Source organism: Bacillus sp. PK6-16 (assembly GCF_056530295.1).
In genome coordinates this window covers 4,977,379-5,002,500 of the sequence record NZ_CP096511.1, presented here as the reverse complement: position 1 = coordinate 5,002,500, position 25,122 = coordinate 4,977,379, and the positions used below count along the sequence as shown (strand labels likewise).

Here is a 25,122-nt window from a genome sequence, read left to right as displayed (position 1 = left end):
ATCGGATTACCGAATTCAGTCAAACTCCGAATGCCAATGACTTATCCTTAGGAGTCAGACTGCGAGTGATAAGATCCGTAGTCAAAAGGGAAACAGCCCAGACCGCCAGCTAAGGTCCCAAAGTGTGTATTAAGTGGAAAAGGATGTGGAGTTGCTTAGACAACTAGGATGTTGGCTTAGAAGCAGCCACCATTTAAAGAGTGCGTAATAGCTCACTAGTCGAGTGACTCTGCGCCGAAAATGTACCGGGGCTAAATACACCACCGAAGCTGCGGATTGATACCAATGGTATCAGTGGTAGGGGAGCGTTCTAAGGACAGTGAAGTCAGACCGGAAGGACTGGTGGAGTGCTTAGAAGTGAGAATGCCGGTATGAGTAGCGAAAGACGGGTGAGAATCCCGTCCACCGAATGCCTAAGGTTTCCTGAGGAAGGCTCGTCCGCTCAGGGTTAGTCAGGACCTAAGCCGAGGCCGACAGGCGTAGGCGATGGACAACAGGTTGATATTCCTGTACCACCTCTTTATCGTTTGAGCAATGGAGGGACGCAGAAGGATAGAAGAAGCGTGCGATTGGTTGTGCACGTCCAAGCAGTTAGGCTGATAAGTAGGCAAATCCGCTTATCGTAAAGGCTGAGCTGTGATGGGGAAGCTCCTTATGGAGCGAAGTCTTTGATTCCCCGCTGCCAAGAAAAGCTTCTAGCGAGATAAAAGGTGCCTGTACCGCAAACCGACACAGGTAGGCGAGGAGAGAATCCTAAGGTGTGCGAGAGAACTCTGGTTAAGGAACTCGGCAAAATGACCCCGTAACTTCGGGAGAAGGGGTGCTTTCTTAACGGAAAGCCGCAGTGAATAGGCCCAAGCGACTGTTTAGCAAAAACACAGCTCTCTGCGAAGCCGTAAGGCGAAGTATAGGGGGTGACACCTGCCCGGTGCTGGAAGGTTAAGGAGAGGGGTTAGCGTAAGCGAAGCTCTGAACTGAAGCCCCAGTAAACGGCGGCCGTAACTATAACGGTCCTAAGGTAGCGAAATTCCTTGTCGGGTAAGTTCCGACCCGCACGAAAGGTGTAACGATTTGGGCACTGTCTCAACCAGAGACTCGGTGAAATTATAGTACCTGTGAAGATGCAGGTTACCCGCGACAGGACGGAAAGACCCCGTGGAGCTTTACTGTAGCCTGATATTGAATTTTGGTACAGTTTGTACAGGATAGGCGGGAGCCATTGAAACCGGAGCGCTAGCTTCGGTGGAGGCGCTGGTGGGATACCGCCCTGACTGTATTGAAATTCTAACCTACGGGTCTTATCGACCCGGGAGACAGTGTCAGGTGGGCAGTTTGACTGGGGCGGTCGCCTCCTAAAGTGTAACGGAGGCGCCCAAAGGTTCCCTCAGAATGGTTGGAAATCATTCGTAGAGTGCAAAGGCATAAGGGAGCTTGACTGCGAGACCTACAAGTCGAGCAGGGACGAAAGTCGGGCTTAGTGATCCGGTGGTTCCGCATGGAAGGGCCATCGCTCAACGGATAAAAGCTACCCCGGGGATAACAGGCTTATCTCCCCCAAGAGTCCACATCGACGGGGAGGTTTGGCACCTCGATGTCGGCTCATCGCATCCTGGGGCTGTAGTCGGTCCCAAGGGTTGGGCTGTTCGCCCATTAAAGCGGTACGCGAGCTGGGTTCAGAACGTCGTGAGACAGTTCGGTCCCTATCCGTCGTGGGCGTAGGAAATTTGAGAGGAGCTGTCCTTAGTACGAGAGGACCGGGATGGACGCACCGCTGGTGTACCAGTTGTTCTGCCAAGGGCATAGCTGGGTAGCTATGTGCGGAAGGGATAAGTGCTGAAAGCATCTAAGCATGAAGCCCCCCTCAAGATGAGATTTCCCATAGCGTAAGCTAGTAAGATCCCTGAAAGATGATCAGGTTGATAGGTTCGAGGTGGAAGCATGGTGACATGTGGAGCTGACGAATACTAATAGATCGAGGACTTAACCATATAATATGTAGCAAATGTTATCTAGTTTTGAAGGAATATGCCTTCATAGTTTGGTGATGATGGCAGAGAGGTCACACCCGTTCCCATACCGAACACGGAAGTTAAGCTCTCTAGCGCCGATGGTAGTTGGGACCTTGTCCCTGTGAGAGTAGGACGTCGCCAAGCAAGAACCTAAGTTATTTTGACTTAGGTTTTTTTGTGTTTATTTTTATTTACCGAATGCTATAATCCATAAATTTAATAAAGCTACAGACGAAAAAAGAATGAAATAGAGACTCTTTAAAATAATAGTAATGATTTTTTGTGTTCCTGATTTTCCTAATGTCGCTAAAGTAATACTTAAAATAGGACACATTATTTCTATCATAAGTATATATTTTAAATAATGAGATGCTATAAATAAATATTTAATAATTACAGAAATTACTGCAATAGAGAAAAATAAATAGGATAATAGCATAGTTCTTTCTTTAACAGTTATCCTCCTTAGAAATTAAATCGTTATAATAATACAAGAGTATATATATTTTGATTAAAAACATACTGAAGTGCTATTTAAACGATAAATACATAAAATAGATCTCTAGAAATATATATTCTAATTCCCTTTTCTTCTTGTATATAGTTGCAATTCTTCTTTTGAATATAACTAAAACACGAACGTTATTGACTGCTAATAAAAAAACATTCGATTATTTATTGACATTGTTTATGAAATATTGTTAATATAGCCATAGAAACAATAATATAAGACCTCATATAATCGCGGGGATATGGCCTGCAAGTCTCTACCTAACGACCGTTATTCGTTAGACTATGAGGGAAAGTCACTCGGTATTTTTCTATTCACAAGGGATACGTATGCCTGAGTAGAGCGCTTTCTCTCATAGTAAAAGAGAAACTGTTCTATTTCAGGCTTTTTTTATTTGAATCGGGGGGATTCTAATATGAAATCACTAGTTGGAGTCATAATGGGAAGTACGTCAGACTGGGAAACAATGAAATATGCTTGTGACATTTTAGATGAATTAAATATACCGTATGAGAAAAAAGTTGTATCCGCTCATCGGACTCCGGATTATATGTTTGAATATGCAGAGACGGCTCGTGAACGTGGATTGAAAGTTATTATTGCTGGAGCTGGTGGAGCAGCACATTTACCAGGAATGGTTGCAGCGAAGACAAATCTTCCTGTAATTGGAGTTCCAGTTCAATCAAAAACATTAAACGGCTTAGATTCATTATTATCCATCGCCCAAATGCCAGGAGGTGTTCCAGTTGCAACTGTTGCAATTGGTAAAGCCGGTTCAACGAATGCTGGATTACTTGCCGCACAAATACTTGGATCATTTCATGATGATATACATGATGCATTAGAATTGAGACGAGAAGTGATTGAAAAAGATGTGCGTGAAGGTAGTGAGCTAGTATGACGAGAATCATTTTACCTGGAAAAACAATCGGTATTATTGGAGGCGGCCAGCTAGGAAGAATGATGGCGTTGGCAGCTAAGGAGATGGGATATAAAATTGCTGTTTTAGATCCTACAAAGCATTCGCCATGTGCACAAGTTGCTGATATTGAAATTGTTGCACCATATGATGATTTAAAAGCAATTCAGCATTTAGCAGAGATAAGTGATGTTGTCACATATGAATTTGAGAATATTGATTATAGATGTTTACAATGGCTTGAAAAACATGCGTACTTACCACAAGGTAGTCAGTTGTTAAATACAACGCAAAATCGTTTTACAGAAAAGAATGCGATTGAGAAGGCTGGGTTACCAGTAGCAACGTATAGATTAGTTCAAAATCAAGATCAGCTTACAGAAGCAATTGCTGGGTTATCATTCCCTTCCGTCTTAAAAACGACGACAGGTGGATATGATGGGAAAGGGCAAATTGTTTTAAGAAGTGAAGCTGATGTTGAGGCAGCAAGAAATCTTGTGGATAAAGCAGAATGTATTTTAGAGAAATGGGTGCCTTTTGAAAAAGAAGTATCAGTTATTGTGATTCGTAGTGTAAGTGGTGAAACAAAAGTGTTTCCAGTAGCAGAAAATATTCATGTAAATAACATTTTACATGAATCTATCGTTCCAGCTCGCATTACAGAAGAGCTTTCTCAAAAAGCAATTGCGTATGCAAAGGTACTTGCGGATGAATTAGAACTTGTGGGAACACTAGCTGTAGAGATGTTTGCTACAGATAATGGTGAGATTTATATTAATGAATTAGCGCCAAGACCTCACAATTCAGGACACTATACACAGGATGCATGTGAAACGAGTCAATTTGGTCAACATATTCGAGCAATCTGTAATTTACCTCTAGGAGAAACAAATTTGTTAAAACCAGTTGTCATGGTAAACATTTTAGGCGAACATATAGAAGGGGTCCTAAGACAAGTGAATAGATTAACCGGGTGCTATTTACACTTGTATGGAAAAGAAGAAGCAAAAGCACAGCGAAAAATGGGGCATGTTAATATTTTAAATGATAATATTGAAGTCGCTCTAGAAAAAGCGAAGAGTTTGCATATTTGGGACCATCAAGAACAACTGTTGGAGGGAAAAAGATGATTAGTCGTTATACACGCCCTGAAATGGGTGCGATTTGGACGGAAGAGAACAAATTTAAAGCGTGGTTAGAAGTTGAGATTTTAGCTTGTGAAGCATGGGCTGAGCTTGGCGATATTCCAAAAGAAGATGTTAAAAAAATTCGTGAACATGCATCATTTGATATTGATCGTATTTATGAAATTGAAAAAGAAACACGTCATGACGTAGTTGCATTCACTCGTGCTGTATCAGAAACGCCAGCATTAGGCGAAGAACGTAAATGGGTTCATTACGGTTTAACATCTACAGATGTAGTAGATACAGCATTATCTTACATCTTAAAACAAGCGAATGAAATTATATTAAAAGACTTAGAGAACTTTGTAAGCATTTTAGCTAACAAAGCGAAAGAGCATAAATACACAATCATGATGGGAAGAACACACGGTGTTCATGCAGAACCAACGACATTTGGTTTAAAACTTGGTCTTTGGTATGAAGAGATGAAACGTAACGTAGAGCGTTTCAAACAAGCTGCTGATACAGTTCGTGTTGGTAAACTATCTGGTGCGGTTGGTACATATGCAAATATCGATCCATTCGTAGAAAAATATGTTTGTGAAAATTTAGGATTAGAAGCAGCACCAATTTCAACACAAACATTGCAACGTGATCGTCACGCACACTACATGTCAACACTTGCACTAATTGCAACATCTATCGAAAAGATGGCAGTTGAGATTCGTGGTTTACAAAAGAGTGAAACACGTGAAGTTGAAGAAGCTTTCGCAAAAGGTCAAAAGGGTTCTTCTGCAATGCCACATAAACGTAATCCAATTGGTTCTGAAAATATGACTGGTTTAGCTCGTGTTATCCGCGGTTATATGATGACAGCTTACGAAAATGTTCCATTATGGCATGAGCGTGACATTTCTCACTCTTCGGCAGAACGCGTAATTTTACCAGATGCTACAATCGCATTAAATTACATGTTAAATCGCTTTGGTAATATCGTTAAAAACTTAACTGTATACCCAGAGAATATGAAACGTAATATGACAAGAACATACGGCTTAATTTATTCTCAGCGCGTAATGCTTACACTAATCGACAAAGGTATGGTACGTGAAGAAGCTTATGATATCGTACAGCCTAAAGCGATGGAAGCTTGGGAAACACAAGTACAATTTAAAGAGCTTGTAGAAGCTGATGAGCGTATTACAAGCAAGTTAACACAAGAAGAAATTAATGAATGCTTCAACTATGAGCATCATATGCAACACGTTGATACAATCTTTGAACGCCTTGGATTAAACGAAGCGTAAAATTTCATATGGCACAGAATAGAGTCATTCTGTGCCATTCTTTATAAAAATATTATTCACATTTTTCAAACTACAGGGGGCTTGCGAAATGCAAAAGCTAGAATTGCTGTATGAAGGTAAGGCAAAAAGAATTTATCGTACAGAATCAGCAGATATGGTTTGGGTAGAGTACAAAGATAGTGCGACTGCTTTCAATGGGGAGAAAAAAGAGACGATTACAGGAAAAGGTCGTTTGAACAATGAAATTACAACTTTATTGTTCAGAAAGTTACAAGAAGTGGGAATTAAAACACATTTTGTTGAGAAGTTATCTGAAACAGAACAACTTGTTAAAAAAGTGAGTATTATTCCTTTAGAAGTTGTCACAAGAAATGTAATTGCAGGAAGTCTTTCAAAACGATTAGGAATGGAAGAGGGAACTGTACTTGCAGAACCAATCGTAGAATTTTACTTCAAAGATGATGATTTAGGAGATCCGCTTGTAACGGAAGATCATATTCGTGTATTAAACGTTGCATCGCCAGAGCAAGTAAGTGTATTACGAGATATGGCTCTACAAATCAATCAAGTGTTGATTGATCATTTCGCAAGCTGTCGTGTAAGATTAGTAGATTTCAAATTAGAGTTTGGTGTAACGGAAGAAGGAGAAATCATTTTAGCGGATGAAATTTCACCAGATACTTGCCGTTTATGGGATGAAACGAGCAATGAAAAGTTTGATAAAGATGTATTCCGTCGTGATCTTGGAAATTTAACAGATGCTTATGAAGAGATTTTAAAACGTTTAGGGGGAATTTCACATGTATAAAGTTAAGGTATATGTAACATTAAGAGAAAGCGTATTAGATCCACAAGGAACAGCAGTAAAAGGAGCACTTCATAGTCTTTCATTCACAGAAGTACAAGACGTTCGAATCGGAAAGTACATGGAACTAACAATTGATAAATCTGTATCTGATTTAGATAGCAAGGTAAAAGAAATGTGTGAAAAACTATTAGCGAACGTTGTAATGGAAGACTTCCGTTATGAAGTTGAGGAGGTTGTCGCACAGTGAAATTTGCCGTAATAGTATTTCCGGGTTCGAACTGTGATGTCGATATGTTCCATGCAATTAAAGATGAGCTTGGCGAAGAAGTAGATTACGTTTGGCACGATACAGAGAATTTAGATGAATATGATGCAATTCTACTACCAGGTGGATTTTCTTATGGTGACTACTTACGCTGCGGTGCTATCTCTCGCTTTGCTAATGCAATGAAAGCAGTGCAAAAAGCTGCTGAGCAAGGAAAGCCGATTTTAGGTGTATGTAATGGATTCCAGATTCTTGTTGAATCAGGATTACTACCAGGAGCGTTAATGAGAAACGAAAACTTAAAATTTATGTGTCGCACTGTTCAGTTACGTGTTGAAAATAATGAAACGATGTTTACATCACAATATGGAAAAGATGAAATAATTAATATTCCAATCGCGCATGGTGAGGGGAATTACTATTGTGATGAAGCGACTCTTAAACAATTAGAAGAGAACAATCAAATCGCATTCCGTTACGTAGAAAACCCTAACGGTAGCGTTTCAGATATTGCTGGTATTGTAAATGAAAAAGGAAATGTACTTGGTATGATGCCACACCCAGAGCGTGCTGTAGATGAATTACTTGGCGGTGCTGAAGGGTTAAAAGTCTTTCAATCTATCTTAAAACAGTGGAGGGAAACATATGTCGTTAATGCTTGAACCAAATCCAACACAAATTAAAGAAGAGCGTATATATGCGGAAATGGGGCTAACAGACGAAGAGTTTGCCATGGTTGAAAAGATTTTAGGTCGTCTGCCAAATTATACAGAAACAGGGTTATTCTCTGTAATGTGGTCTGAACATTGTAGTTATAAAAATTCAAAACCAGTTCTTCGTAAGTTTCCAACGACAGGTGAGCGCGTTCTGCAAGGACCTGGAGAAGGTGCTGGAATTGTAGATATCGGTGATAATCAAGCAGTTGTATTTAAAATGGAAAGTCATAACCATCCTTCAGCTATTGAACCATATCAAGGAGCTGCAACAGGTGTTGGTGGTATTATTCGTGACGTATTCTCTATGGGAGCACGTCCGGTAGCTCTATTAAACTCACTTCGTTTCGGTGAATTACAGTCACCACGTGTGAAATATTTATTCGAAGAAGTAGTAGCAGGAATTGCAGGATACGGTAACTGCATCGGTATTCCGACTGTTGGCGGCGAAGTACAATTTGATCCATGTTACGAAGGAAATCCACTTGTAAATGCAATGTGCGTAGGTTTGATTAACCACGAAGACATTAAAAAAGGACAAGCACATGGTGCTGGTAACACAGTAATGTACGTAGGAGCATCAACTGGTCGTGACGGTATTCACGGTGCAACATTCGCGTCGGAAGAACTATCTGAAAGCTCAGAAGCGAAACGTCCAGCGGTTCAAGTAGGGGATCCATTTATGGAAAAACTTCTTATTGAAGCGTGTTTAGAATTAATTCAATCTGATGCACTTGTTGGAATTCAAGATATGGGTGCGGCTGGTTTAACATCATCTTCTGCAGAAATGGCAAGTAAAGCAGGAATGGGTATTGAAATGTACTTAGATGATGTACCACAGCGTGAAACAGGAATGACACCATATGAAATGATGCTATCTGAATCACAAGAGCGTATGTTAATTGTCGTGAAAAAAGGTAGAGAACAAGAAATAGTAGATTTATTTGAGAAGTATGGTCTTGCAGCGGTTACGATGGGGAAAGTAACAGAAGATAAAATGCTTCGTTTATTCCATAAAGGTGAAAAGGTAGCTGAAGTTCCAGCAGATGCTTTAGCAGAAGAAGCACCAATTTATCATAAGCCATCAAAAGAAGCAGCATACTTTGCTGAATTCCAAGCAATGAAAATGGAAACGCCAAAAGTAGAAAATTATAAAGAAACGTTATTCGCTCTATTACAGCAACCAACAATTGCAAGTAAAGAGTGGGTATACGATCAATACGATTACCAAGTTCGCACAAGCACAGTTGTTACGCCAGGTTCAGATGCTGCAGTTGTACGTGTACGCGGTACAGAAAAAGGATTAGCAATGACGACAGATTGTAACTCTCGCTACATTTATCTAGACCCAGAGATGGGCGGTAAAATTGCAGTAGCAGAGGCAGCGCGTAACATCGTATGTTCTGGCGGAGAGCCACTTGCAATTACAGATTGCTTAAACTTCGGTAACCCAGAAAAACCAGAAATCTTCTGGCAAATTGAGAAATCAGTAGACGGTATGAGTGAAGCTTGTCGTACATTACAAACACCAGTTATCGGCGGAAACGTATCGATGTATAACGAGCGTAGTGGTGAAGCTGTATATCCAACACCAACTGTTGGGATGGTCGGACTTGTGCATGACTTAAAACATGTAACAACACAAGAGTTTAAGCAAGCTGGTGATTTAGTGTATGTAATTGGTGAGACGAAAGCTGAGTTTGGCGGAAGTGAATTACAGAAAATGATTCACGGCAAAATTTTCGGTCAATCACCAAGTATCGATTTAGATGTAGAATTAAAACACCAAAAACAAGTATTAGAAGCAATTCAAGCTGGTCTTGTTCAATCTGCACATGATGTTGCTGAAGGTGGTTTAGCAGTTGCGATTTCAGAAAGTGCAATTGGTGCTAAAGGCTTAGGTGCTACTGTGAAATTAGATGGAGAAGCAACAGCAGCATTATTCGCTGAATCACAGTCTCGCTTCGTGATAACTGTAAAACGTGAAAATAAAGAGGCGTTTGAGAAAGTGGTAGAAGCAATCCAAGTTGGAGAAGTAACAAGTACAAATGAAGTAACAATTCATAATGAAGAAAATGAAGTATTACTTACAGCAAATGTAGATGAAATGAGAAAGGCTTGGAAAGGGGCAATCCCATGCTTGCTGAAATAAAGGGGTTAAACGAAGAATGTGGCGTTTTCGGAATTTGGGGGCATGAAAATGCAGCACAAGTTTCATACTACGGATTGCACAGTTTACAGCACCGTGGGCAAGAAGGCGCAGGCATTGTCGTAAATAATGGGGAAAAAATCGTCGGTCACAAGGGGTTAGGTTTAATATCAGAAGTGTTTTCAAGAGGTGAGCTAGAAGGATTAAATGGAAAATCAGCGATCGGACATGTACGATATGCAACAGCTGGTGGAAGTGAAGTTGCTAACGTTCAACCATTGTTGTTCCGTTTTTCCGATCATAGTATGGCGTTAGCTCATAACGGAAATTTAATTAACGCAAAAATGCTTCGTCGTGAATTAGAAGCAGAGGGCAGTATTTTTCAAACTAGTTCAGATACAGAAGTACTTTTACATCTTATTAAACGTAGTACGAAAGATTCTTTAATTGAAAGTGTAAAAGAAGCTTTAAACAAAGTGAAAGGTGCGTTTGCGTATCTTTTACTAACTGGAAATGAAATGATCGTTGCATTAGATCCGAATGGGTTCCGTCCGCTTTCAATTGGAAAGATGGGGGATGCTTACGTTGTAGCATCTGAAACATGTGCTTTTGATGTAGTAGGTGCAACATACATTCGTGATGTAGAACCGGGTGAATTACTTATCATTAATGATGAAGGAATTCACGTAGATCGTTTCACAAACGATGTAGAACATGCAATTTGTAGTATGGAATACATTTACTTTGCACGACCAGATTCTAATATTGCAGGCGTTAACGTTCATGCAGCACGTAAGAATATGGGGAAACGTTTAGCGGCAGAAGCTCCTATTGAAGCAGATGTTGTTACTGGTGTACCAGACTCTAGTATTTCAGCTGCGATTGGCTATGCGGAGGCGACAGGTATTCCATATGAGTTAGGATTAATTAAAAATCGTTACGTTGGACGTACGTTTATTCAACCTTCTCAGGAACTGCGAGAGCAAGGGGTTAAGATGAAGCTTTCCGCAGTAAGAGGTGTAGTTGAAGGGAAACGAGTTGTTATGATTGATGACTCTATCGTAAGAGGAACGACAAGTAAACGAATTGTTCGTATGCTTCGTGAAGCTGGAGCGACAGAAGTTCACGTAAGAATTGCTTCACCACCTCTGAAATATCCATGTTTCTATGGCATTGATATTCAAACGAGAAAAGAATTAATTGCAGCAAATCATACAGTAGAAGAAATCCGTGAAATGATCGGAGCAGATTCTTTAACATTTTTAAGCGAAGATGGATTAGTAGATGCAATTGGACGTCCATATGAAGGGAAATATGGTGGCCTATGCATGGCTTACTTTAATGGGGACTATCCAACAGCTCTTTATGATTATGAGCAAGAGCTTTTAGAAAGTATGAAATAAGAAAAGTGAAACAAGCTTCTACTTCTTTTGATGTAGAAGCTAGCTCCTTTCTTAAAATAGCCCGCCCTGGATGGGGAGAAATTAAAAGACGAGGTGTAAATAACGATGGCGAATGCATATAAGCAAGCAGGAGTAGATATTGAAGCTGGATATGAAGCGGTATCTCGCATGAAAAAACACGTACAAACAACTATGAGAAAAGAAGTACTAGGCGGTTTAGGCGGTTTTGGAGGTATGTTTGATCTATCAAAATTTGCATTAGAAGAACCTGTATTAGTATCTGGAACAGATGGCGTGGGAACGAAATTGATGCTCGCTTTTATGGCAGATAAACATGACACAATTGGTATTGATGCAGTAGCAATGTGTGTAAATGATATTGTTGTCCAAGGAGCAGAGCCGCTTTTCTTCCTTGATTATATTGCTTGTGGTAAAGCTGAACCTAGTAAAATTGAAAACATCGTCAAAGGTATATCAGAGGGCTGTCGCCAAGCTGGTTGTGCATTAATCGGTGGAGAAACAGCTGAAATGCCAGGAATGTATTCTACGGAAGAATATGATTTAGCTGGTTTTACAGTTGGGATTGTTGATAAAAAGAAAATTGTAACAGGTGAAAAGATTGAAGCTGGTCACGTGCTAATTGGCTTAGCATCTAGCGGTATTCATAGCAATGGTTACTCTTTAGTACGAAAAGTGTTACTAGAAGATGGAGAACTATCTTTAGAGCGTATTTATGGCCGCTTAGAACTACCTCTTGGTGAAGAGTTATTAAAACCAACGAAAATTTATGTCAAACCTATTTTAGAACTATTGAAGAAACATGAAGTATACGGTATGGCGCATATTACAGGTGGCGGATTTATTGAAAATATTCCACGCATGTTGCCAGAAGGAATCGGTGCTGAGATTGAACTAGGATCTTGGGAAATTCAGCCGATCTTTAGTTTGCTTCAAGAAGTTGGAAAACTGGAAGAGAAAGAAATGTTCAATATTTTTAACATGGGTATTGGTATGGTAGTAGCAGTGAAGGAAGAAGATGCAAAAGATGTTGTTCGTCTTCTTGAAGAGCAAGGAGAAATGGCTCGTATTATTGGACGTACTATACAAGGAGCTGGCGTTACTTTTAATGGGGGCACAGCACTATGAGTAGATTAGCAGTTTTTGCTTCTGGAAGCGGATCTAACTTTCAATCTCTCGTTAATGCGGTAGAAGAAAAAAGATTGGATGCAGAAATTAGTTTATTAGTATGTGATAAACCAGAAGCACGCGCTGTTGGACGGGCAAATTATCATCATATTCCGTGTTTCGCTTTTTCAGCGAAAGCATATGAGTCAAAAGAAGCGTTTGAAAAAGAGATATTAAAGAAGCTAGAAGAATATGAAGTTGATTATGTTATTTTAGCTGGATATATGCGTTTAATCGGGCCGACGTTACTAGAAGCATACGGCGGAAAGATTATTAATATTCATCCATCATTACTACCGAGCTTTCCGGGTAAAGATGCTGTCGGTCAAGCGTTAGAAGCAGGTGTGAAAGTAACTGGAGTAACAATTCATTATGTAGATGCAGGTATGGATACAGGGCCAATTATTGCACAAGAAGCAGTGGTTGTTTCTGAAGGGGATACGAGAGAAAGCTTACAAAAGAAAATTCAACAAGTTGAACATAAATTATACGTAAATACAGTGAATCAAATTGTTCAGTCTGTGAAAGAATCAACTGTTAACTAACATACAACCAGGGGTGAAGGATAAATGAAAAAGCGTGCATTAGTAAGTGTTTCAGATAAAACAGGAGTAGTAGAATTTGTTAAAGGGTTACTAGAACAAGGGATTGAAGTTATTTCAACAGGTGGTACGAAAAAGTTACTAGAAGAAAATGGCTTACAAGTAATCGGCATTTCTGAAGTAACTGGTTTCCCTGAAATTATGGATGGCCGTGTGAAAACATTACATCCAAATATTCATGGTGGTCTATTAGCAGTTCGTGATAATGAAACACATGTAACACAAATGAATGAGTTAGGTATAGAGCCAATTGACTTTGTTGTTGTTAACTTATACCCATTTAAAGAAACAATCGCTAAGCCTGATGTAACATTTGCTGATGCAATTGAAAATATTGATATCGGTGGCCCAACAATGATTCGCTCTGCTGCGAAAAATCATAAATTCGTATCGGTAATTGTAGATCCAGTAGATTATGATATTGTGTTAGCAGAACTGAAAGAGAACGGTGAAGTAGCAGAGGAAACAAAACGTAAACTAGCAGCGAAAGTATTCCGTCATACAGCAGCGTATGATGCGTTAATTTCTAACTACTTAACAGAGCAAATGGGTGAAGAAAGTCCAGAAACATTAACTGTGACATTTGAGAAAAAGCAAGACTTACGCTATGGCGAGAACCCACATCAAAAAGCAACTTTCTATAAAGCGCCATTCGCAGCAACGTCTTCTGTTGCATACGCAGAACAATTACACGGTAAGGAATTATCGTATAACAATATTAATGATGCAGACGCAGCGCTTAGCATCGTAAAAGAATTTACAGAACCAGCAGTAGTAGCAGTAAAGCATATGAATCCATGTGGTGTTGGAGTAGGAACTAATATTCACGAAGCATATACTCGTGCTTATGAAGCAGATCCAGTATCAATCTTCGGCGGTATTATTGCAGCAAATCGTGAAATTGATAAAGCTACAGCAGAAAAGTTACATGAAATTTTCTTAGAAATTGTTATCGCACCTTCGTTCTCGCAAGAAGCTTTAGAAGTGTTGCAAAGTAAGAAGAACTTACGTTTATTAACTATAAATATTGAAAAAGCGACAAGTGCAAGCAAAAAACTAACTTCTGTACAAGGTGGACTTCTCGTTCAAGAGGAAGATACGTTATCATTAGATGAAAGTACAATTTCAATTCCAACGAAACGTGAACCTTCAGAGCAAGAATGGAAAGATTTAAAACTAGCTTGGAAAGTTGTAAAACATGTGAAATCAAACGCAATTGTTTTAGCGAAAGATGACATGACAATTGGTGTCGGTGCGGGACAGATGAACCGTGTAGGTTCTGCAAAAATCGCAATTACACAAGCTGGTGAAAAAGCACAAGGTAGCGCGCTTGCATCTGATGCTTTCTTCCCAATGCCAGATACATTAGAAGAAGCAGCAAAAGCAGGAATTACAGCAATCATTCAACCGGGCGGATCAATCCGTGATGAAGATTCTATTAAAGTGGCAGATACTTATGGGATTGCTATGGTGTTCACTGGCGTACGTCATTTCAAACACTAATAGAGGATGTTTAAAAAGTCCGGTTAAGATAACCTTCGCATGTCGTCGTTGCAATGCCAGTGCGGTACTCATGTAGGAAAGCTACACTCCGTGTCCTCCTGGCAAATGCGCCTAGACCTGCTCGGTTCTCTTAATCCTCCTTTTTAAACTTTTATTGATATGGATGTTTAAAAAGTCCGGTCGAGATAACCTTTTATTGATATGAAAAAGCAAACTAGGAGCATAGCTTCTAGTTTGTACTTATTTAATTATTGGGGGATGAAATATGAATGTTTTAGTAATTGGCCGCGGTGGGCGTGAGCATGCTTTAGCTTGGAAGTTTGCACAATCTGAAAAAGTAGAAAAGGTATATGTAGCACCAGGTAATGAAGGTATGAGAGATGTTGCAACACCAGTTGATATTGATGAAAATGATTTTGATGCATTAGTTTTATTTGCAAAAGAGAATAATGTTGAGTTAACTTTCGTTGGACCAGAAATTCCGCTTATGAATGGAATTGTTGATCGTTTTAAAGAAGAGGGACTTCGCGTATTTGGTCCGAATAAAGCGGCTGCTGTTATTGAAGGTAGTAAAGCTTTTACAAAAGAGCTTATGAAAAAGTATGATATTCCAACTGCGGCTTACGAAACTTTTACAGATTATGAAGAAGCAGTACAGTACATTCAAAAAGTTGGTGCACCAATCGTTATTAAAGCTGACGGCCTAGCTGCGGGTAAAGGGGTAACGGTAGCAATGACGCTTGAAGAGGCATTACAAGCTGTGAAAGAAATGCTACAAGATGTGAAATTCGGCGCGGCAAGTAAGAAGGTCGTTATTGAAGAGTTTTTAGATGGACAAGAATTCTCATTAATGGCATTCGTGAATGGAACAACTGTACATCCAATGGTAATCGCCCAAGATCATAAAAGAGCTTTTGATGGTGATAAAGGTCCAAATACGGGCGGAATGGGTGCATATTCTCCAGTACCACAAATTCCAGAATCAGCAGTTCAAGAAGCGATTCAAACCGTATTACATCCAACTGCTAAGGCGATGATTGCAGAAAACCGTTCGTTTACAGGTATTCTATACGCAGGTCTTATTTTAACAAATGATGGTCCGAAGGTAATTGAATTTAATGCACGCTTCGGTGATCCTGAAACAGAAGTTGTATTACCTCGCTTAGAAAATGATTTAGTTGACGTATGTAACGCTGTATTAGATGAAAGTGAACTAACGTTACAATGGTCAGAAGAAGCGGTAATCGGTGTTGTACTTGCTTCTAAAGGATATCCAGAAGCATATAAAAAAGGTGATATTATTAGTGGACTAGATGCACTGCAAGATGTGATTGTTTTCCATGCAGGTACAGCAATGAAACATGGGGACTTTGTAACGAACGGTGGCCGTGTATTATTTGTTGCTTGTAAGGCAAATAGTTTACAAGAAGCAAAAGATAAAGTATATAAAGAAATCGGTAAAATTGAGAGTGATGGTCTATTTTATCGAAGTGATATAGGATATCGTGCAATTGGGCATGAGATGACGAAAAGTTAATATGTAAAAATCCCGCTGAGGAATCAGCGGGATTTTTTATGCATCTTTATCTTTTTTTAATTTCCCTTTTTGCTTTGCCATTTCTCGAAGTAAATACTCGATGTGTGCATTGACGCTACGAAATTCATCATTTGCCCATTTTTCGATGACTGCGTGTAATTCAGGATCAATACGTAATGGAAAGCTTTTCTTTTTAGCCATAATTACTTATAGCCCTTAGTATAGGCTTCCTGTATTAATAACTGGTTGCGCACCTTTATCTGAAACGATGGCAACTAATAAGTTGTTTACCATATTTGCTTTACGCTCGTCATCGAGTTCTAGTACGCCTTCTTCATCTAACATATGGATGGAATCTTTCGCCATCTTCACAGCACCTTCAACAATTTCTTTTCTAGCAGCTAATACTGCTTTTGCTTGCTGGCGTTGTAGCATTGCATGGGCAATTTCTGTTGCGTAAGCTAAGTGCGTTAAACGAGTTTCTAATACTTCTACACCAGCAATTTCAAGACGCGCCTCTAACTCACGTTTTAATTCTTCAGAGATTTCTTCAGTATTTCCGCGTAACGTAACGCAGGTTTCATCTTGGAAATTGTCATAAGGATATTTTGTTGCAACATGGCGGATTGCCGTTTCGCTTTGAATTTCTACAAATCGATCATAATGTTCAACACCAAACATTGCTTTTGCAGAATCAACAACTTTATATACGATAACAGCTGCAATTTCAATTGGATTTCCATCAACGTCATTTACTTTTAATTTTTTACTGTTAAAGTTTTCAACACGTAAAGATACAGTTTGACGGAATGCGAACGGAATCGTTAAAAATAAACCGTTTTGACGAATTGTTCCTAAATAATTACCGAAGAACGTAATAACCTTCGCTTGATTCGGTTGAACAATACCGATACCTGTAGCGAGAACTGCGGCTAATATAATAGTTAGTGCCGCTCCTATGAAAATTTCTTGTGCAAGGAAAAATACACCGATAGCAGCTAAAATCAAAATTCCAATAATACCGAGAAAACCATTTACATAAAATACTTGTTTTTCTTTCATATGATCGCCTCCTGATATAAAAATGATATCACTTTTATATCATTTTAAGCAAGAGGTATGCACCTAATTTTCTGAATTTTATTGATTGATATCTTTTATATACATTTTAAGGTCAAAAAAGAGAATGTACGTTCTGTTTTATGGTAAAATAAAGAAGACTTAACCGCCCACTGCAGCAGCTAAGTCCCTTTGAGAGCATCTTGCATCGTGACAAATGATTCAAAGCGGTTTTGCCAGGATTATATCTTCAATCGCTGACTCAATCTCTTTGTCAGAAGCGTCATAACTTCCTTTTGACTTTGGCTTGTCATGAGTGGAAGTTTGATTCACTTCTTCTTTAGCATGTCCTTTTTCAGCAAAATTCATGCTAGGCATTTTAAATGCCCCCATATTCATGTATTTTCCGAATTTCCACATTTCAACAACAGGGCAGAAACGAACAATTCCTTCTGCAACTTTCATTGCACCAATCCATAGAAAAATGTTAGACCAAGTGCACCACGGCTTGCGTACAAGTTTAGTTGCACTACATCCGAAGAGGACAAGCCCAAGTGTAATTCGAATTAGAGCGTTTATTGTCCCGATATTTTGCTTCATTAGAAAAACACTCCTTTTTATGAAAGTTGAAATAGATAATACTATTTCTTTTATTAGTATCCCGTTTGATTTTTGGGATATGTAATCCAACATTTGACGTGGAAAAAGATGTTGGAATGTGCGTGTGTGTAAGTAACTTTTTTTGTTATAATGAAAGAATGCATAAAAGGAACTTCAAAATTAAATCCTCTAGTTTAAAAAATATGGAAGAGGTAATTCCAAACTTAATTCTCCGTTTTAAACAAATATTTAAGATGAAGTTAAAACAATAATGATGAAAATAAACTGTTATTTTGAACAGAAATATATATAACTAGAGAAAAGGAAGGGTGTTTTCATGTACGATATTTCCGGATGGAAACATGTATTTAAGCTTGATCCAAATAAGGAGTTAAGCGATGAACATTTAGAAATGATTTGTGAGTCTGGAACTGATGCGGTTATTGTAGGCGGAAGTGATGGAGTTACAATTGATAACGTATTACACATGCTAGTTAGCATTCGTAGATATGCAGTTCCTTGTGTATTAGAGGTTTCTGATGTAGAAGCAATTACACCAGGATTTGATTTTTATTACATCCCAAGTGTTTTAAATAGCCGAAAAGTAGAATGGATAACAGGTGTTCATCATGAGGCATTGAAAGAATTTGGGGATATTATGGACTGGGACGAAATTTTTATGGAAGGGTATTGTGTTTTAAATCCAGAAGCGAAAGTAGCCCAGCTTACAGAAGCGAAATGTGATGTAACAGAAGATGACGTTATTGCATATGCTCGTTTAGCAGACAAGCTATTACGTTTACCGATATTTTATTTAGAATATAGCGGTACGTATGGAGATGTTGAACTTGTTAAAAATGTAAAAGCAGAATTGAAACAAGCTAAGTTATATTATGGCGGTGGTATTTCTAATGCAGAACAGGCGAAAGAAATGGCACAATATGCTGATACAGTAGTTGTTGGAAATATTATTTATGATGATATAAAATCGGCGTTAAAAACAGTTAAAGCAGTAAAAGGAGAGTAGGTGCAGGCGTATATGAGTATGACAGATAAGTTATTAAACGGTTTAAATCCACAGCAACAAAAAGCAGTACAAACAACGAATGGACCACTTCTATTAATGGCAGGTGCAGGTAGTGGTAAGACACGTGTGTTAACACATCGTATTGCGTATTTACTTGGTGAAAAAGGTGTAGCACCATGGAATGTACTAGCTATTACCTTCACAAATAAAGCAGCTCGTGAAATGCGTGAGCGTATTGATACACTTGTCGGACCAGAAGCAGAAGATATTTGGATTTCGACGTTTCACTCTATGTGTGTACGTATTTTACGACGCGATATCGATCGTATTGGTATTAATCGTAACTTTACAATCTTAGATTCAGGTGATCAGCTAACTGTAGTCAAAAAAATTATGAAAGAGCGCAATATTGATCCGAAGAAATTTGAGCCGCGCTCTATTTTAGCGGGTATTAGTAATGCGAAAAATGAACTGTTATCTGCGGATAAATATGCAAAAAAAATTACAATGGCTGATCCATATGAAAAATTAACGAGCGATGTATACACAGAGTATCAAAAACGTCTTTTGAAAAATAATTCATTAGACTTTGATGATTTAATTATGACCACGATTCAGTTATTTGAACGTGTTCCAGAAGTATTAGAGTTTTATCAGCGTAAGTTCCAATATATTCACGTTGATGAGTATCAAGATACGAACAAAGCGCAATATCTTCTTGTTAAACATTTGGCAGCGCGTTTTAAAAATCTTTGCGTTGTAGGTGACTCTGACCAGTCTATTTATCGCTGGCGTGGTGCAGATATTTCTAACATTTTGTCGTTCGAAAAAGACTATGAGAATGCACAAGTAATTTTGTTAGAACAAAACTATCGTTCGTCACAAAATATTTTAAATGCAGCGAATGCTGTTATTGAAAAAAATACAAATCGTAAGCCGAAGAAATTATGGACAGACAATCAAGTTGGAAGTAAAATCTCGTATTATCGTGCTGCAACTGAAAAGGACGAAGCGTATTTTGTTGCGAAAAAAATTCGTGACGATATTCAAATGGGGAAACGAAAATATACTGATTTTGCAGTGTTATATCGTACGAATGCTCAGTCTCGTATGGTCGAGGAGATTTTCCTTAAATCTAACATTCCGTACAAAATTGTCGGGGGTACGAAGTTCTACGATCGTAAAGAGATTAAAGATATTTTGGCGTACTTACGTTTAATCGGTAATCCAGATGATGAAATTAGTTTTGCACGTATTATTAACATGCCAAAGCGTGGGATTGGTGCGACTTCTATCGATAAAATTATTAATTACGGTGTGCAAAACGGAATTTCATTAACTGCTGTATTTGATGAAATTGAGCATGTTGGAGTAAGTGCAAAAATTACAAAGGCAGTAAAAGAATTTGCGAATTTATTAAATAACTGGGTAAATATGCAAGAGTATTTATCTGTTACAGAATTAGTAGAAGAAGTTATTGAAAAAACAGGCTATCGCGATATGTTGAAAAATGAACGTTCTTTAGAAGCGGAAGGTCGTTTAGAAAACTTAGATGAGTTCTTATCTGTTACGCAAACATTTGAATCTCAAAGCGAAGATAAGAGCCTTGTTGCATTCTTAACAGATTTAGCACTTGTTGCTGATATTGATCGTGTAGATGAAGACCCAACTGCTGGTGAAGAAGTTATTTTAATGACGATGCACTCAGCGAAAGGATTAGAGTTCCCGGTTGTCTTTATTGTTGGCTTAGAGGAAGGGATATTCCCTCATACTCGTTCTCTTATGGAAGAGGATGAAATGCAAGAAGAACGTCGTCTTGCTTATGTAGGTATTACTCGTGCAGAAGAAGAGCTATATTTATCTAACGCGCAAATGCGTACATTATTTGGTAGAACAAGTATGAACGCTGCGTCTCGATTCATTACAGAAATCCCGACAGAACTAGTGGAATCATTAAATGAAACAGCGCCAAAGCGTGAAACATCGTTTGGTGCAAAAGGTAGAACGGCAAGTAGCGGCAAAACGACAATCACAACGACAACACGCTCTCGTTCAGCTTTCGCGCGCCCTGCAGCTAAGACGACAGGCGGCGAACAAATTGGCTGGGCAGTAGGAGATAAAGCTTCCCACCAAAAATGGGGAGTCGGTACAGTTGTAAGTGTAAAAGGTGAAGGTGATGCAAAAGAATTAGATATTGCATTCCCAAGCCCAATTGGTGTTAAACGTTTGTTAGCAAAATTTGCACCTGTGACGAAACAATAGAAAGGAATGAGGATATGTCAAAAGAGATAGCAAAAAAACGTATAGAAGAACTGCGTGATTTATTAAATACATTTAACTATCAATATCACGTATTAGACAATCCTTCTGTTTCTGATGCGGAATATGACCGTAATATGCAGGAGCTTATAAAATTAGAAGCAGAGAACCCAGAGTTTATGAGTGAAGATTCTCCCTCCGTTCGCGTTGGGGGGACTGTTCTTGATATATTTGAAAAAGTAACACATAAGTCACCAATGTTAAGTTTAGGAAATGCATTTAACGAAGGAGATTTACGTGATTTCGACAGAAGAGTACGTCAAGGAATTGATGGTGCGAATGTAAGATATATATGTGAATTAAAAATTGACGGGCTTGCCGTTTCGCTTCATTATGAAAAAGGACGCTTCATTCAAGGGGCGACACGTGGTGATGGTGTAACGGGTGAAGATATTACTCAAAATTTAAAAACGATTAAAGCTATCCCACTTCGTTTAAATGAAGAAGTAACGTTAGAAGCACGAGGCGAAGCTTATATGCCGAAGCGTTCATTCGTTAAACTAAATGAAGAAAAAGAGCAAAATGGAGAAGATGTATTTGCGAATCCGCGTAATGCAGCAGCAGGTTCAATACGTCAACTTGATCCGAAAATTGCAGCGAAGCGTAACTTATCTATGTTTGTGTATGGTCTTGCGAATGTAGAAGAAAAAACAATTCCATCACATAGTGAATCGCTTGATTTCTTAGGTGAACTTGGATTTAAGACAAATCCAAATCGCCGTACATGTGAAACAATTGAAGAAGTTATAGCTTATGTAGAAGAATGGCAAGAAAAACGTCCGCATCTTGATTATGAGATTGATGGAATCGTTATAAAAGTAGATGATGTTGCCCTTCAAGAAAGTCTAGGAACTACAGCGAAGAGTCCAAGATGGGCGATTGCTTATAAATTCCCGGCTGAAGAAGTTGTAACGAGATTAACAGGCATTGAATTAAGTGTTGGCCGAACAGGAGTTGTAACACCGACTGCAGAACTAGAGCCAGTGAGAGTTGCTGGTACAATTGTTCGTCGTGCTTCTTTACATAACGAAGATTTAATTCGTGAAAAAGACATTCGAATTGGTGACTACGTTGTTGTGAAGAAGGCTGGAGATATTATTCCTGAAGTTGTGAACGTTATTTTTGATAAGCGTACTGGTGAGGAAGAAGAATACCGCATGCCAACTCATTGTCCAGCATGTGAGAGTGAACTTGTTCGTTTAGAAGAAGAAGTAGCACTTCGTTGTATAAATCCAACTTGTCCTGCTCAAATTCGAGAAGGGTTAATCCATTTCGTTTCAAGAAATGCAATGAATATTGATGGACTTGGGGAACGTGTCATTACACAACTCTTTGATGCTGATTACATTCGTACATTTGCTGATTTATATGCATTGACGAAAGAGCAATTATTACAGTTAGAACGTTTTGGTGAAAAATCAGCAACAAACTTAATACAAGCAATTGAAAATTCTAAAGAAAACTCGTTAGAGCGATTATTATTTGGTCTTGGAATTCGCCACGTTGGAGCGAAAGCAGCACGTACATTTGCAGAGCACTTTGAAACGATGGATGAGCTTGTAAAAGCAACGGAAGAAGAACTAAAAGCAATTAATGAAATTGGCGAAAAAATGGCTCAATCTGTTGTGACATATTTTGATAATGAAGATGTATTAGAGTTATTACAGCAGTTTAAAGAGTATGGCGTGAATATGACATACAAAGGTATAAAAATTGCAGATTTACAAAATGTTGAATCTTACTTCGCAGGAAAAACGGTTGTTTTAACAGGTAAGCTAGAAGTTATGGGGCGAAGTGAAGCGAAGAAGAAGATTGAGGCATTAGGTGGAAAAGTAACGGGAAGTGTTAGTAAGAGTACGGATTTAGTTGTTGCAGGTGAAGCGGCTGGTTCGAAATTAGCACAAGCGGAGAAACATAATGTTGAGGTTTGGAATGAAGAGAGGTTCTTACAAGAGCTAAATAAGTAAGAGGTGCAAACTTACCATGAAAAAAATAGCATTAGCGGTATTAAGCCTTGGCCTACTTGTAAGTGGGTGTAGTGCAGGTGCCGACAAAGATGAAAAAGTGGCTGAGAAATCGGGGAAAGCAAAAGAACAATCAGTTGTTCCAAAATACGCTATTTCGGATGAATATTATAAGACGACTATTCCATTTGATGGTGGAAAGGCACGTGGTTTAGTCGTGCAAGGGTTAAATAGTCGTCTTGATATAGATGAATTTGAAACAGGGTTAATGCGAATTGCAAAAGAATCATTTAGTACGAAAGATAATTTTTTAAAAGGCGGAAAAGCTCTAGATACTCAAACTATACAGATGCTTGTTAAAAGAAAACGTACAGATGCTGAACAAAAGGAACTAGAGGACAAATTAAAAAAAGATGCAGTTAAATTTCCTAATATAGGATTAAACCCTGCATTAGGAACAGGATCCGAATCACTAGAAGTGAAAAATAAAAAAAATCCAATATATATTTCGAATATTTTAGAGCATGATTATTATGTGAAAAAAGGCGATAACGACGAGGAACGCGTTGGTATGGTAGTTGGATTAGCGATGAATTCTGTTCAATATTTTAACGAAGAGCATGGTTATCCACGTGAAGCTGCAATCCCGGATGAAAAGATGTTAGCTGAAGGGAAAAAAATGGCGCAAGAAATTTTGAAAGTCATACATCAAAAAGAACCTGAAACCAAAAATATTCCAATAACATTTGCGATTTATCGCCAAGCTCCAAAGTCTTCGCTCGTGCCAGGTAATTTTGTTTCTTATGCGAATGTTGAAAAAGGTAGTGAAACGGTTGAAGATTGGAAACAAATTAATGAAAAATATTATTTGTTCCCATCAGAGCAAGCGAAAACAGATAATAAACGTGAAGACCTTGCAAGAGTATCCAACTTTAAGGCAAAACTAAGCGATTATTTCCAAGGCGACTATACAGCTGTTATTGGTACTGGTATGTATAGAGATGATGAATTAAGAGAAATGAAGCTTGATATTCCTGTCCAGTTTAATGGAAAAGCTGAAATAGTTGGGTTTACACAATATGTGGCAGGGCTTGTTATGGAATACTTCCCGAATTATATGAAAGTACAAGTAACGATTAAATCTGTAGAACGCCCAGAAGCTATTATTATACGTGAAGCAAAACAAGATGAACCACTTGTGAAGATTTTAGATTAAATATGAAGGCTGTTCCTCTATGGAACAGCTTTTTTTCTTATGTAATTTTGTTATAATTTAAAATGTTGTAAAAAATAGGGGTAAGGGGTAAAGCTCATGGAAGAATTAAGTTTTCAAGTCATTATTTTATTAATTGCATTCGGTTTTTTAGCAGCTTTTATTGATTCCGTTGTTGGAGGAGGAGGGTTAATTTCGCTTCCTGCACTTATGTTTGTTGGCTTATCGCCAGCTTCGGCAATTGCAACGAATAAATTAGCGGCAACAATGGGGACGTTTACGAGTGCGATGTATTTCATTCGATCAGGAAAAGTTGATTTTAAAATTGTAGGAAAGTTAATCCCGTTAACTATTGTTGGAGCTGTTGCAGGTGCTTTAGTAGTAAAATTTATTCCACCGGATATTTTACGCCCATTAGTACTTGTGATGTTGGTATTTATTGCTATTTATATTATTGCAAAAAAGAATTGGGGAAGTGTGTCTACCTATAAGAAGATGACGCAAAGAAAAACATTAATATTTTTCTTTGCTATTTTAATGATAGGATTTTATGATGGATTTTTTGGACCAGGGACAGGGTCGTTTTTAATTTTTGCATTTTTATTAATTGGCTTGGATTTTATTCAAGCGGCAGCATCTGGAAAACTTTTGAACTTTGTTAGTAATATTGTATCTTTAATTACTTTTTTATTTTTAGATATAATTCATTTTGAATATGGTATTATCATGGGATTATCAATGATCTTAGGTGCTTATTTTGGATCGAAGTTTGCGGTTCAAAAAGGTGTTGGATATGTAAGGACTTTATTTTTATTAGTTACTATATTATTGATCGGGAAAAATGTTTTGGAATATACTCATATTTTGTAGATTCATACGCATGTATGAATCTCTTTTTTTTA

At 38.4% G+C, this 25,122-nt stretch carries 21 protein-coding genes, 2 rRNA genes and 1 riboswitch (1 of these 24 only partly in view); of the genes, 19 read left to right on the top strand and 4 right to left on the bottom strand.

The genetic code is table 11. The features are described 5' to 3' along the window. Both M1D66_RS25620 and rrf read left to right on the top strand, forming a co-directional pair. Positions 1 to 1,988 (top strand): 23S ribosomal RNA (locus tag M1D66_RS25620) (it extends 934 nt beyond the left edge of the window). Between the two features lie 49 nt (positions 1,989 to 2,037). After that, a 5S ribosomal RNA gene (gene rrf, locus M1D66_RS25615) occupies positions 2,038 to 2,153 on the top strand. A 43-nt stretch (positions 2,154 to 2,196) separates the two neighbouring features. Here rrf and M1D66_RS25610 read toward each other — a convergent pair. Further along, positions 2,197 to 2,448: a hypothetical protein gene (locus M1D66_RS25610; RefSeq protein ID WP_086385334.1), complete on the bottom strand. Its 252-nt coding sequence runs from the start codon at positions 2,446 to 2,448 to the stop codon at positions 2,197 to 2,199. 275 nt (positions 2,449 to 2,723) lie between these two features. Further along, a riboswitch (purine riboswitch) is annotated at positions 2,724 to 2,825 on the top strand. Between the two features lie 110 nt (positions 2,826 to 2,935). Here M1D66_RS25610 and purE point away from each other — a divergent pair. The 12 genes from purE to purD all read left to right on the top strand — a co-directional run bounded on the left by purE (position 2,936) and on the right by purD (position 16,038). After that, positions 2,936 to 3,421, top strand: coding sequence for a 5-(carboxyamino)imidazole ribonucleotide mutase (gene purE, locus M1D66_RS25605; protein ID WP_144596999.1), 486 nt, complete (start codon positions 2,936 to 2,938; stop codon positions 3,419 to 3,421). Beyond that, positions 3,418 to 4,569 (top strand): 5-(carboxyamino)imidazole ribonucleotide synthase, encoded by a 1,152-nt coding sequence (gene purK / locus M1D66_RS25600; protein WP_000196773.1) that lies wholly within the window; start codon positions 3,418 to 3,420, stop codon positions 4,567 to 4,569. The genes purE and purK overlap by 4 nt, the downstream gene beginning before the upstream one ends. Beyond that, positions 4,566 to 5,873 (top strand): adenylosuccinate lyase, encoded by a 1,308-nt coding sequence (gene purB, locus M1D66_RS25595; RefSeq protein WP_000625682.1) that lies wholly within the window; start codon positions 4,566 to 4,568, stop codon positions 5,871 to 5,873. The genes purK and purB overlap by 4 nt, the downstream gene beginning before the upstream one ends. A gap of 88 nt (positions 5,874 to 5,961) precedes the next feature. Beyond that, positions 5,962 to 6,681 carry a phosphoribosylaminoimidazolesuccinocarboxamide synthase gene (purC, locus tag M1D66_RS25590; protein ID WP_001170544.1) on the top strand — a complete coding sequence of 240 codons (720 nt, stop codon included), beginning with the start codon at positions 5,962 to 5,964 and terminating at the stop codon, positions 6,679 to 6,681. Beyond that, complete coding sequence (purS, locus tag M1D66_RS25585) at positions 6,674 to 6,928, top strand: phosphoribosylformylglycinamidine synthase subunit PurS (protein WP_000278823.1); 255 nt, start codon at positions 6,674 to 6,676, stop codon at positions 6,926 to 6,928. The genes purC and purS overlap by 8 nt, the downstream gene beginning before the upstream one ends. Beyond that, positions 6,925 to 7,608 (top strand): phosphoribosylformylglycinamidine synthase subunit PurQ, encoded by a 684-nt coding sequence (gene purQ, locus M1D66_RS25580; protein ID WP_000666786.1) that lies wholly within the window; start codon positions 6,925 to 6,927, stop codon positions 7,606 to 7,608. The genes purS and purQ overlap by 4 nt, the downstream gene beginning before the upstream one ends. Then, entirely contained in the window at positions 7,592 to 9,811 is a 2,220-nt protein-coding gene (gene purL, locus M1D66_RS25575) for a phosphoribosylformylglycinamidine synthase II (RefSeq protein ID WP_086385332.1), read from the top strand. The genes purQ and purL overlap by 17 nt, the downstream gene beginning before the upstream one ends. After that, positions 9,796 to 11,211: an amidophosphoribosyltransferase gene (gene purF / locus M1D66_RS25570; RefSeq protein ID WP_000879025.1), complete on the top strand. Its 1,416-nt coding sequence runs from the start codon at positions 9,796 to 9,798 to the stop codon at positions 11,209 to 11,211. Before purL ends, purF begins: the two co-directional genes overlap by 16 nt. Positions 11,212 to 11,316: 105 nt before the next feature. Next, positions 11,317 to 12,357, top strand: coding sequence for a phosphoribosylformylglycinamidine cyclo-ligase (gene purM / locus M1D66_RS25565; RefSeq protein ID WP_001262439.1), 1,041 nt, complete (start codon positions 11,317 to 11,319; stop codon positions 12,355 to 12,357). Beyond that, the gene (gene purN, locus M1D66_RS25560) at positions 12,354 to 12,941 is read left to right on the top strand and encodes a phosphoribosylglycinamide formyltransferase (protein WP_086385331.1); all 588 of its coding nucleotides are present in this window, start codon (positions 12,354 to 12,356) and stop codon (positions 12,939 to 12,941) included. Before purM ends, purN begins: the two co-directional genes overlap by 4 nt. A gap of 24 nt (positions 12,942 to 12,965) precedes the next feature. Beyond that, complete coding sequence (purH, locus tag M1D66_RS25555) at positions 12,966 to 14,501, top strand: bifunctional phosphoribosylaminoimidazolecarboxamide formyltransferase/IMP cyclohydrolase (RefSeq protein WP_000745434.1); 1,536 nt, start codon at positions 12,966 to 12,968, stop codon at positions 14,499 to 14,501. A gap of 265 nt (positions 14,502 to 14,766) precedes the next feature. Beyond that, on the top strand, positions 14,767 to 16,038 hold the full coding sequence (gene purD / locus M1D66_RS25550; protein WP_086385330.1) for a phosphoribosylamine--glycine ligase: 1,272 nt from the start codon (positions 14,767 to 14,769) through the stop codon (positions 16,036 to 16,038). Positions 16,039 to 16,074: 36 nt separating this feature from the next. Here the strand turns inward: purD and M1D66_RS25545 are convergent, their stop codons facing one another. The 3 genes from M1D66_RS25545 to M1D66_RS25535 form a co-directional block, all read right to left on the bottom strand. Beyond that, entirely contained in the window at positions 16,075 to 16,239 is a 165-nt protein-coding gene (locus M1D66_RS25545) for a type II toxin-antitoxin system antitoxin (RefSeq protein ID WP_001085171.1), read from the bottom strand. A 15-nt stretch (positions 16,240 to 16,254) separates the two neighbouring features. After that, entirely contained in the window at positions 16,255 to 17,100 is an 846-nt protein-coding gene (locus tag M1D66_RS25540; protein ID WP_000660669.1) for an SPFH domain-containing protein, read from the bottom strand. Between the two features lie 219 nt (positions 17,101 to 17,319). Then, the gene (locus M1D66_RS25535) at positions 17,320 to 17,697 is read right to left on the bottom strand and encodes a YgaP family membrane protein (RefSeq protein WP_086385329.1); all 378 of its coding nucleotides are present in this window, start codon (positions 17,695 to 17,697) and stop codon (positions 17,320 to 17,322) included. A gap of 337 nt (positions 17,698 to 18,034) precedes the next feature. On the opposite strand from M1D66_RS25535, the gene pcrB reads away from it, so the two are divergent. From pcrB to M1D66_RS25510, 5 genes are all read left to right on the top strand, one after another. Continuing rightward, complete coding sequence (gene pcrB / locus M1D66_RS25530) at positions 18,035 to 18,724, top strand: heptaprenylglyceryl phosphate synthase (protein WP_086385328.1); 690 nt, start codon at positions 18,035 to 18,037, stop codon at positions 18,722 to 18,724. 12 nt (positions 18,725 to 18,736) lie between these two features. Next, entirely contained in the window at positions 18,737 to 20,986 is a 2,250-nt protein-coding gene (gene pcrA, locus M1D66_RS25525; protein WP_033695235.1) for a DNA helicase PcrA, read from the top strand. 14 nt (positions 20,987 to 21,000) lie between these two features. Then, positions 21,001 to 23,010, top strand: a complete 2,010-nt coding sequence (ligA, locus tag M1D66_RS25520; protein ID WP_000031450.1) for an NAD-dependent DNA ligase LigA — start codon at positions 21,001 to 21,003, stop codon at positions 23,008 to 23,010. A 16-nt stretch (positions 23,011 to 23,026) separates the two neighbouring features. Beyond that, a complete protein-coding gene (locus tag M1D66_RS25515) occupies positions 23,027 to 24,223 on the top strand; it encodes a CamS family sex pheromone protein (protein WP_000717027.1) in 1,197 nt (398 codons plus the stop codon). A 96-nt stretch (positions 24,224 to 24,319) separates the two neighbouring features. After that, on the top strand, positions 24,320 to 25,090 hold the full coding sequence (locus tag M1D66_RS25510) for a TSUP family transporter (protein WP_000391974.1): 771 nt from the start codon (positions 24,320 to 24,322) through the stop codon (positions 25,088 to 25,090). Positions 25,091 to 25,122: the final 32 nt, after the last annotated feature.

Bases quoted from the DNA above. Each gene is read 5' to 3' on its own strand.
- M1D66_RS25610 (WP_086385334.1), bottom strand. From the start codon at position 2,448: ATGCTATTATCCTATTTATTTTTCTCTATTGCAGTAATTTCTGTAATT.
- purE (WP_144596999.1), top strand. From the start codon at position 2,936: ATGAAATCACTAGTTGGAGTCATAATGGGAAGTACGTCAGACTGGGAA.
- purK (WP_000196773.1), top strand. From the start codon at position 3,418: ATGACGAGAATCATTTTACCTGGAAAAACAATCGGTATTATTGGAGGC.
- purB (WP_000625682.1), top strand. From the start codon at position 4,566: ATGATTAGTCGTTATACACGCCCTGAAATGGGTGCGATTTGGACGGAA.
- purC (WP_001170544.1), top strand. From the start codon at position 5,962: ATGCAAAAGCTAGAATTGCTGTATGAAGGTAAGGCAAAAAGAATTTAT.
- purS (WP_000278823.1), top strand. From the start codon at position 6,674: ATGTATAAAGTTAAGGTATATGTAACATTAAGAGAAAGCGTATTAGAT.
- purL (WP_086385332.1), top strand. From the start codon at position 7,592: ATGTCGTTAATGCTTGAACCAAATCCAACACAAATTAAAGAAGAGCGT.
- purF (WP_000879025.1), top strand. From the start codon at position 9,796: ATGCTTGCTGAAATAAAGGGGTTAAACGAAGAATGTGGCGTTTTCGGA.
- purM (WP_001262439.1), top strand. From the start codon at position 11,317: ATGGCGAATGCATATAAGCAAGCAGGAGTAGATATTGAAGCTGGATAT.
- purN (WP_086385331.1), top strand. From the start codon at position 12,354: ATGAGTAGATTAGCAGTTTTTGCTTCTGGAAGCGGATCTAACTTTCAA.
- purH (WP_000745434.1), top strand. From the start codon at position 12,966: ATGAAAAAGCGTGCATTAGTAAGTGTTTCAGATAAAACAGGAGTAGTA.
- purD (WP_086385330.1), top strand. From the start codon at position 14,767: ATGAATGTTTTAGTAATTGGCCGCGGTGGGCGTGAGCATGCTTTAGCT.
- M1D66_RS25545 (WP_001085171.1), bottom strand. From the start codon at position 16,239: ATGGCTAAAAAGAAAAGCTTTCCATTACGTATTGATCCTGAATTACAC.
- M1D66_RS25540 (WP_000660669.1), bottom strand. From the start codon at position 17,100: ATGAAAGAAAAACAAGTATTTTATGTAAATGGTTTTCTCGGTATTATT.
- M1D66_RS25535 (WP_086385329.1), bottom strand. From the start codon at position 17,697: ATGAAGCAAAATATCGGGACAATAAACGCTCTAATTCGAATTACACTT.
- pcrB (WP_086385328.1), top strand. From the start codon at position 18,035: ATGTACGATATTTCCGGATGGAAACATGTATTTAAGCTTGATCCAAAT.
- pcrA (WP_033695235.1), top strand. From the start codon at position 18,737: ATGAGTATGACAGATAAGTTATTAAACGGTTTAAATCCACAGCAACAA.
- ligA (WP_000031450.1), top strand. From the start codon at position 21,001: ATGTCAAAAGAGATAGCAAAAAAACGTATAGAAGAACTGCGTGATTTA.
- M1D66_RS25515 (WP_000717027.1), top strand. From the start codon at position 23,027: ATGAAAAAAATAGCATTAGCGGTATTAAGCCTTGGCCTACTTGTAAGT.
- M1D66_RS25510 (WP_000391974.1), top strand. From the start codon at position 24,320: ATGGAAGAATTAAGTTTTCAAGTCATTATTTTATTAATTGCATTCGGT.